Origin of the sequence: Kitasatospora sp. NPDC056327, from assembly GCF_042261735.1 — a bacterium.
Lineage (GTDB): Bacteria > Actinomycetota > Actinomycetes > Streptomycetales > Streptomycetaceae > Kitasatospora.
Map to the genome: position 1 here is coordinate 1 of NZ_JBHJRC010000328.1, position 9,029 is coordinate 9,029.

Annotated in this window: 2 protein-coding genes; both read left to right on the plus strand. The window is 76.1% G+C overall.

All coding sequences use genetic code 11. From position 1 onward, the window contains the following. Nucleotides 1-146: 146 nt before the first annotated feature. On the plus strand, nt 147-5,831 hold the full coding sequence (locus tag ACFCX4_RS31455) for an amino acid adenylation domain-containing protein (RefSeq protein WP_376149953.1): 5,685 nt from the start codon (nt 147-149) through the stop codon (nt 5,829-5,831). After that, nucleotides 5,828-8,989: an amino acid adenylation domain-containing protein gene (locus ACFCX4_RS31460; protein ID WP_376149956.1), complete on the plus strand. Its 3,162-nt coding sequence runs from the start codon at nt 5,828-5,830 to the stop codon at nt 8,987-8,989. Before ACFCX4_RS31455 ends, ACFCX4_RS31460 begins: the two co-directional genes overlap by 4 nt. Nucleotides 8,990-9,029 lie beyond the last annotated feature (40 nt).

Below are 9,029 nucleotides of genomic sequence, written 5' to 3' on the forward strand. Positions count from 1 at the left end.
GCGCGGCCCCGTACCGGGCCGCGCCGCCCGTACCCCTCGAACTCTCCCTGCCCCGCACCTCCCCTCCCCGCGGCGGCCCCGCCCACGGCGATCCCGCCCGAGGCCACCCTGCCCGCCGCCCCGACGTGCGCCGAATGGAACACCCCATGACCGACCTCCAGGACCCCGCCACCGGGCTGTCCGCGACCAGACGCGCCCTGCTCGCCCAGCGGCTGCGCTCGGCCGCGGCCACCACGGCGGGCGCCACCGGAACCGCACCCGCGATCACCGTCCCCGCCCGGCCCGCCGGAACCGGGGCACCGCTCTCCAGCGGCCAGGAACGACTCTGGTTCATGGACCAGTTCGCCCCCGGCACCACCGCCTACACCCTCGCCCCGGCCCGCATGCTGCGCGGCCCGCTCGACCGCACCGCGCTGGACGCCGCCCTCGCCGACCTGCTGGCCCGGCACGAGGCGCTGCGGATGACCTTCCCCGCCACGCCCGAGGGGACCGCCGAGCTGCGGATCGCCGAACCCGGCCCCTGCCCGGCCGAGTTCGTCGACGCCACCGGCGACCCCGACCCGGCCGCTCGCGCCGCCCGGGAACTCGGCGAGCGGGTGGCGGTCCCCTTCGACCTCGCCACGGGCCCGCTGCTGCGCGCCCTGCTGGTGCGCACCGCCCCGGACGAGCACGTGCTGGCCCTGGTCATGCACCACATCGTCAGCGACGGCTGGTCGCTCGACATCCTGAACCGCGAGCTGGACGCCCTCTACGCCCGGCACGCCCACGGCACCCCGGACGCGCTGGCGGACCTGCCGGTGCAGTTCGGCGACTACGCCGCCTGGCAGCAGGAGCGCCTGAGCGGCGAGGCGCTGTCCGCCTCCCGGGCGTACTGGCGCGGGGAACTGCGCGACGTACCGGCCCTGGAACTGCCCACCGACCGCCCCCGGCCGCCGGTGCTCACCTTCGACGGCGCCGCCACCGAGTTCCACTGGAGCCCCGAACTCGGCCGCGGCGTCGCCGCCCTGGCCCGCTCCGCCGGCGCCTCCGGGTACATGGTGCTGATGGCCGCGCTGCAGGTGCTGCTCGGCCGGCACGCCGGGCGCCGGGACTTCGCGATCGGTTCGGCCGTCGCCGGCCGCCTCCACCGCGAACTGGAGGGCGTGGTCGGCCTCTTCGTCAACATGCTGCCGATCCGGGCCCGGCTTGAGGGTGACCCGACCTTCACCGAACTGCTCGGCCGGGTCCGCGGCACGACGCTCGACGCGTACACCCACCAGGAGGTGCCGTTCGAGCAGATGGTGGCCGACCTCGACATCGAGCGCGACGTCAGCCGCTCCGCCGTGTTCCAGGTCAGCTTCGCCTTCCAGAACTACGGCGACCGCGGCGCGGCGGCGACCGCCGCCTCCGCCGGTGCGCCGGCCGCCGAGAGCTTCGGGCACGAGGCCGCCACCACCCGCACCGACCTCGCGTTCTACCTGCGGGAGAAGTCCGACGGCGGCCTGTACGGGCTGATCACCTACCGCACCGACCTGTTCGACGCCACCACCGTGGAACACCTGGCCGAGCGCTTCGAGCAGCTGGTCGCGGCGGCCGTCGCCGACCCCGGGCGGCCGGTCTCCCGGCTGCCGCTGCTCACCCCCGGCGAGCGGCGGGACGTCCTGGAGCGCTGGGCCGCCGGCCCCGCGCTGCCCGACCCGGCCGACGGCCCGCACACGCTGACCGCCCTGCTCGCCGCCACCGCACGCACCCATCCCGACCGCCCGGCCCTGGAGGCCGGGGGCCGCACCGTCGACTACCGCGAACTCGACGAGCGGGCCACCGGCCTCGCCCGCCGGCTGCGGGCGCTCGGCGTCGGGCCGGACGACCGGGTCGCCGTCTGCCTGGAGCAGTCGCCCGAACTCGCGGTCGCCCTGGTCGGCGTGCTGAAGGCGGGCGGCGCCTACCTGCCGCTGGACCCCGAGCAGCCGCCCGCCCGGCTGGCCCACCTGGTCGCCGACGCCGGCGTGCGGGTGCTGCTCACCGACTCCGTGCTGCGCGAGCGCTTCCCCGGGTACGACGGTGCCGAGCTGCTGCTGGACACCGAGCCCGCGCGGCGCGACCCGGAGCCGCTGGAGGAGCTCTCCGGCGCGGACCACCTGGCCTACGTGATCTACACCTCCGGCTCCACCGGCGCCCCCAAGGGCGTCGCCGTCCAGCACCGGCAGATCCTCAACTACCTGGCCGGGGTGCGGGAACGGCTGCGGATCGAGCCGGGCGCCGGGTACGGGCTGCTGCAGTCGCTCTCCTTCGACTTCAGCATCACCATGCTCTACCTCGCGCTGAGCACCGGCGGCCGGGTCCACCTGCTGCCGCGCCGCATCGCGGGCGCCGAACTCGCCGAGCGGATCGAGTCCCTGCGGCTCGACTACCTCAAGATGACGCCCTCCCACCTGGCCGCGCTCGGCGCCGACGCCCCCATGGAGCGGCTGCTGCCCCGCCGGGCGCTGGTGCTCGGCGGCGAGGCCTCGGCCTGGCCGTGGGCCGCCGAGCTGGCCGCGCTCGGCCGGTGCGCGGTCTTCAACCACTACGGCCCGACCGAGGCCACCGTCGGCGTGACCGTGCACGAGGTCACCGCCGGGGCCTCCGGACCGGGCAGCACCCCGATCGGCACCCCGCTCGCCGGGGCCCGCTGCCACGTCCTGGACGAGGAGATGCAGCCGGTGCCGCCGGGCGTCACCGGCGAGCTGTACCTGGGCGGCGACCGGCTGGCCCGCGGGTACCTGGGCCGCCCCGGGCTGACCGCCGAACGCTTCGTCGACGACCCGTTCGGCGCGACCGGCGACCGGCTCTACCGCACCGGCGACCTGGCCCGCTGGCGCGCCGACGGCACGCTCGACTACCTGGGCCGGGCCGACGACCAGATCAAGGTGCGCGGCTACCGGGTGGAGCCCGGCGAGATCGAGGCCGCCCTCACCTCCCTGCCCGGCATCGGCCAGGCCGTGGTGCTCGCCCGCGGCGAGGGCCTGCGGCAGATGCTGGTCGCCTACCTGGAACACCCGGGAGGCGGCCCCGTCCCGGCCGCCGCCGACCTGCGCGACGCCCTCGGCGAGGTGCTGCCGGACTACATGGTCCCGGCCCGCTTCGTCGTGCTCGACCGGCTGCCGCTGCTGGCCCACGGCAAGGTCGACCGCCGCAACCTCCCCGAACCCGAGGAACCCACCGCGAGCGGGGAGTTCGTCGAGCCCGAGGGCGAGGCCGAGGAGTTCCTCGCCGGGCTGTGGGCGGAGCTCCTGGGCGTGCCCCGGGTGGGCGCCCTGGACGACTTCTTCGAGCTCGGCGGGCACTCGCTGCTGGCCACCCAGGTGGTCGCCAAGCTGCGCCGCGCCTTCCCCGAACTCCCCACCCCCGTCGGGGTGATGGACCTCTTCAAGTACCCCACCGTGCGCCGGCTGGCCGCCCTGGTCAGCGACCCGCACGCCGACCGCTGCCCGCGCAGCCTGCTGCACCTCCTCACCCCGGCCGGCCGCCGCACCACCGCGAGTCTGGTCTGCACCCCGTACGGCGGCGGCAGCGCGCTGATCTACAAGCCGCTCGCCGACGCCCTGCCCGCCGACTGGGCCCTGCACTCGCTCGCCGTCCCCGGCCACGAGCTGGGCGAGGAGGCGATGGACATCGACGAGGTCGCGGCCGGCTGCGCCCAGGAGATCCTGGACACCGTCGAGGGCCGCATCGTCCTGTACGGCCACTGCGGCGTCGGCGTCCGGCTGGCCGTGGAGATCGCCCGGCGGGTGGAGGCGGCGGGCCGCGAGATCGAGGCCGTCCACCTCGGCGGCATCTTCCCGTTCGCCCGGCCGCGCGGCCGCGGCGCCGCGATCGGCGAGTGGTGGTCCCGCACCGCGGACCGGCTGCGCAGCGACCAGGGCATGATCAACGCCCTGGCGGCGGCCGGCCTGGACACCGACGAGGTCGGCACCGAGCAACTGCGCCTCATGGTGGCCAACCGCCGGATCGGCACCCGGGAGGCCGAGCAGTACTTCACCCGGCTGTTCGAGAGCGAGGAGGGCCGGATCGCCGCCCCGGTGTACGCGGTCTGCGGCGACCGGGACCCGGCCACCGAGTTCTACGAGGAGCGCTACCGCGAGTGGCACCGGCTCAGCGACACCACCGGTGTCGTGGTGCTGGACGAGGCCGGTCACTTCTACCTCAAGTACCGGGCCGCCGAGCTCGCCGGGATCCTCACCACCGTGCACCGCTCGGTGGCGGACGGCGAGGAGGAGCGGCACCGGCGCGAGGAGGGGTCCACCTGGTGGCTCGCCGGGCTCTCCCGGGACGCCGAGCGGTCCGCGGAGGCCGCCGCGTCCGCCGCCCGGTCCGCCCCGGTGCGGCCGACCATGCGCCGCTTCCTCGGTGTCGCGGCCGGCCAGCAGATCTCGATGATCGGCTCGGCGCTCACCGAGTTCGCCCTGCCGGTCTGGATCTACCTGACCACCGGTTCGCTGGCGCAGTTCGGCCTGCTGGCCGCCTGCGGCCTCGTCCCCGGCATCCTCGCCGCACCGGTCGCGGGCGCCCTGGTGGACCGCGGCGACCGGCGCCGGATCATGCTGTACGGCGATGTCGCGGCAGGCCTCACCCAGGCGGTGATGCTGCTGCTGTACCTGATGGACTCGCTGCACGTCTGGCACGCGTACGTGCTGATAGCGGTGCTGTCCACGGCGCTCACCTTCCAACGGCTGGCCTGGAACTCGGCCGTGCCGCAGCTCGTCCCCAAGCGCTTCCTCGGCCGGGCCAACGGCGTCGTCCAGATGGCCTTCGGGCTCGCCCAGTTCCTCGTGCCGCTGTTCGCCGTCGGCCTGCTGTCGGCGCTCGGCCTCGGCGGCATCCTCGTCCTCGACGTCGCCAGCTACGTGATCGCCACCGGTGTCACGCTGGCCATGCGCTTCCCCGACGTGATGGCCGCGCGGCGCCGGGAGAGCGTCGGCTCCGAGATCCGGGCCGGCTTCCGGCGGGCGCTCGGCAGCAGGAACTTCCGGGCGATGCTGCTGTTCTTCGCGGTGCTCAACATCTTCCTGTCGCCGCTGTTCCTGCTCACCACCCCGCTGGTGCTCTCCTTCGCCCCGCTCGCGGCGGCCGGCTGGGTGTCGGTCGCGGCCGGCCTCGGTGCCGTGCTGGGCGGCCTGACCCTGCTCGCCTGGGGCGGGCCGCGCCGGCTGCGGCTGCGCGGCGTCCTGTTCGCCACCCTCGGTCTGGCCGCCGCCTGCCTGGTGACCGGTCTGCGCCCGAGCGTGCTGCCGGTGGCGCTCGGCGCGTTCGGCATGGCCTACGGGCTGGCGCTGGTCAACGGCGTCTACGCGACGATCGTGCAGACCAAGGTGCCGCTGCGCTTCCACGGCCGGGTGATCGCGGTCAACACCATGGTGGCCTGGTCCACCCTGCCGGTCGGTTTCGCCCTCGTCGCACCGCTCGGACCGCGTCTGGTCCAGCCGTGGGTCGACGAGGACGGTGCGCTGGCCGGCACCGTCGGCCGACTGATCGGCACCGGTGACGGGCGCGGCATCGGTCTGCTCTACCTGCTCTTCGGCCTGGCCATGGCCCTGCTCGTGGCGGTCTGCCTGGCCGTTCCGGCGCTGCGCCACTTCGACCGCGACGTGCCGGACGCCGAACCCGACGACCTGGTCGGCCTGGCCACCCTGGCGGCCCGTCACGGGGACGCCCCGGCGACCGCGACCGCCTCCGCACCCCTGAAAGCGTCCGTGAACGCGTCCGTGAACGCGTCCGTGCCCGCCGCGGACGTCACGCCGCCCGCCCCCGCAACCGTCCCCGCCACGGCCGCCGCCGTGCGCCGCACCGGAACCGAGGCCGCCGCCCGATGACCACCACCGACCGGGCGGCCGGCCCCGCCCGCCCCGCCGAGACCGTCCACCCGCTCACCGAGGAACAGCGCCGGCTCTGGTTCCTCCAGCAGCTCCACCCGGCCGACGCCGGCTTCAACATGTACCTGTGCCGCCGGTGGAGCGGCCCGCTGGACGTCACCGCGCTGCGCACCGCCCTCGACCGGCTGACCGACCGCCACGAGCCGCTGCGCACCCGCTTCGCCCTGGACGGCGAGGCACCCGTGCAGCTGGTCGAGCCCCCCGCGCCCGTCCCGCTCGACCTCGTCGCGCTGGCCCCCGGCGCCGCCGAGCAGGACTTCACCGAGGCCTGCCGCCCGAGCGTCAACGCGCCGTTCGACCTCGCCGGCCGGCCGCCGCTGCGCGCCGTCCTGGTCTCCGCCGGTCCGGACGAGCACGCCTTCGCGCTCGTCGTGCACCACATCGTCTCGGACGGCTGGTCGTTCCGGATCCTCTGGCGCGAGCTTCTCGCGCTCTACCGGGAGGCGCTCGGCGGGGCCCCGGCCGGGCTGGCGCCGCTCGCCCTGCGGTACGGCGACGTCGCCCGCGCCGAACAGCGGCGGGCGGCGGACGGCGGGGCCGAGGCCGCGTTCCGCTACTGGGCCGAGAAGCTGGCCGGCACCGGCCGGCTGCGGCTCCCGCTGGACCACCCGCGCCCGGAGGACCCCCGGCACCCGGCGGGCTTCGCCACCGTGGCGCTCGACCCCGCGCTGACGGCCGGGCTGGACGCACTGGCCCGCCGCGAGCGCTGCACCCCGTTCATGGTGCTGCTGGCCGCCTACCAGTGCGTGCTCGCCCGGTGGACCGGCAGCACGGACTTCGTGGTCGGCACCCCGCTCGCGGGCCGCACCGAGGCTGCCCAGGAGGAGCTGGTCGGCTACTTCGCCCGCACCGGCGTGCTCCGCGCCGACCTCACCGGCGAGCCCGGCTTCCGCACCGTGCTGCACCGCGTCCGGACCGCAACCCTGGGCGCGCTGAGCCACCAGGACGTCCCGCTGGAGCGGCTCGCCGCCCACCTGGACCTGCCCGCCGAGGCCGGCGCCGCACCGCTCTACCAGGCGGTGTTCGTGCACCAGAGCCAGTACGACCTGGCGGCCGGGGAGGACGGCGGAGCCGAGCTGCCGTCCGGGGTGCGCACGGCCTCCATGGACTCCGGGTTCGAGCGCGCCAAGACCGATCTGCTGCTGGACAGCTGGCGCACCCCGGACGGCGGGCTGACGCTCTCCTTCTGCTTCGACCGTGAGGTGTTCGACCCGGCGACGGTGGCCGCGCTCGGCACCCGCTGCCGGTCGCTGCTGACCGCCGCCGTCGACGACGTCACGGTGCCGCTGCACGGCGACTGGCTGATCGGTCCGGAGGAACGCGCCGGGCTGCTCGCCCTCGGTGCGGGGCCCGCCGCCCCCGGGGCGGTCCGCCCCGTCCTCGACCGCTTCGCCGAGCGGGTGGCCGCCGCCCCCGGCGCCCCGGCGCTGGAGTGCGACGGCGAGGTCCTCTCGTACGCCGAACTCGACCGCCGTTCCACCGAACTGGCCGCCCGGCTGGACGGGGCCGCCGGACAGCTGGTAGCCGTCCGGCTCGCCCCGTCCTTCGACCTGGTGACCGCCCTGCTGGCGGTCTGGAAGGCGGGCGCCGGCTACCTGCCGCTCGACCCGGCCCACCCTGCGGAGCGGCGGCAGCTGATGCTCCGCGAGTCGGGCGCCGTGCTGCTGCTCACGGACGAGGACGGCGGCCTGCGCGTCCTGCCCGGCGCCGCCCCGGCGGCCGACGGCGACCGCTCGGGCCTCGCCTACGTCCTCTACACCTCCGGCTCCACCGGCACGCCCAAGGCCGTCGCGGTCGACCACGCCGCGCTGGCCGCCCGCGTCGACTGGATGGCCGGACCGGACGGCTACCGGCTGACGCCCGGGGACCGGATCGTCCAGTTCGCCTCGATCGGGTTCGACACCCACGCCGAGGAACTGTGGCCCGCCCTCGCCTCCGGCGCCCGGGTCGTGCTGCTGCCCGGCGGCGGCCGCACCCTGCCGGAGCTGCTGCAGGGCCCGCACGGACCGTCCGTCACCGTGCTCGACCTGCCGACCGCCTACTGGGAGGAGCTGGTCTCGCACGGCACCACCCCCTGGCCGGCCGCGCTGCGCCTGGTGGTGCTCGGCGGCTCGGAGGTGCGGGCGGACACCGTCGCGCGCTGGCGGGAGCGGCACGGCGACACCGTGCGGCTGGTCAACACCTACGGCCCGACCGAGGCCACCGTCATCGTCACCGCCGCCGAGCTCGGCGCCCCGGACGCCGGACGGCGCCCGCCGCTCGGCCGTCCGCTGCCGGGCGTGCGGCTGTATGTGCTGGACGGGCGCGGCGCGCTGCTGCCGCGCGGGTCGGAGGGCGAGCTGTACCTCGGCGGCACCGGCCTGGCCCGCGGCTACCTGGGCCGGCCCGACCTGACGGCCGCGGCGTTCGTCGAGGACCCTTTCGCCGGCGGGCGGATGTACCGCACCGGCGACCGGGCCCGCTGGCGCCCCGACGGGACCCTCGACTACCTCGGCCGGACCGACGAGCAGGTCAAGCTGCGCGGCTACCGGATCGAGCCCGCCGAGATCGAGGCGGCGCTGACCGGCCATCCGGAGGTGGCCCGGGCCGCCGCCGTCGTCCTCGACGGGCGCCGTCTGGTCGGGTACGCCGTCCCGGCGGCGGGCGCCCTTCCCGCGCCCGCCGCCCTGCGGGAGCACCTCGTCCGCGCGCTGCCCGCGTACCTCGTCCCGGACACCGTCGTCCTGCTCGACGCCCTGCCGCTGACCATCAACGGCAAGCTGGACACGGCCGCCCTGCCGGCGCCGGAACCGGCCTCCGCACGCGGCTACGTGGCACCGCGCACCGACGCCGAGGAGCTGGTCACCCAGCTCTGGCAGGAGGTGCTCGGCGTACCCAGGGTCGGCGCGCTCGACGACTTCTTCGAGCTCGGCGGGGACTCCCTGCTGGTGACCAGGGTCGTCTCCCGGATCCGTGCGGGGGTGGGCCTGGACGTCCCGATCCGGGACGCCTTCGAGCTCTCCACGGCCGCCGCGCTCGCCGCGCGCGTCGAGGAGCTGCTGATCGCCGAGATCGAGGCGCTGAGCGAGGACGAGGTCGCCGACCGGCTCGACGGCTGATCACGGGCGGGGCGCGGGGGGGGGGCGGGGCCCCCCCGCC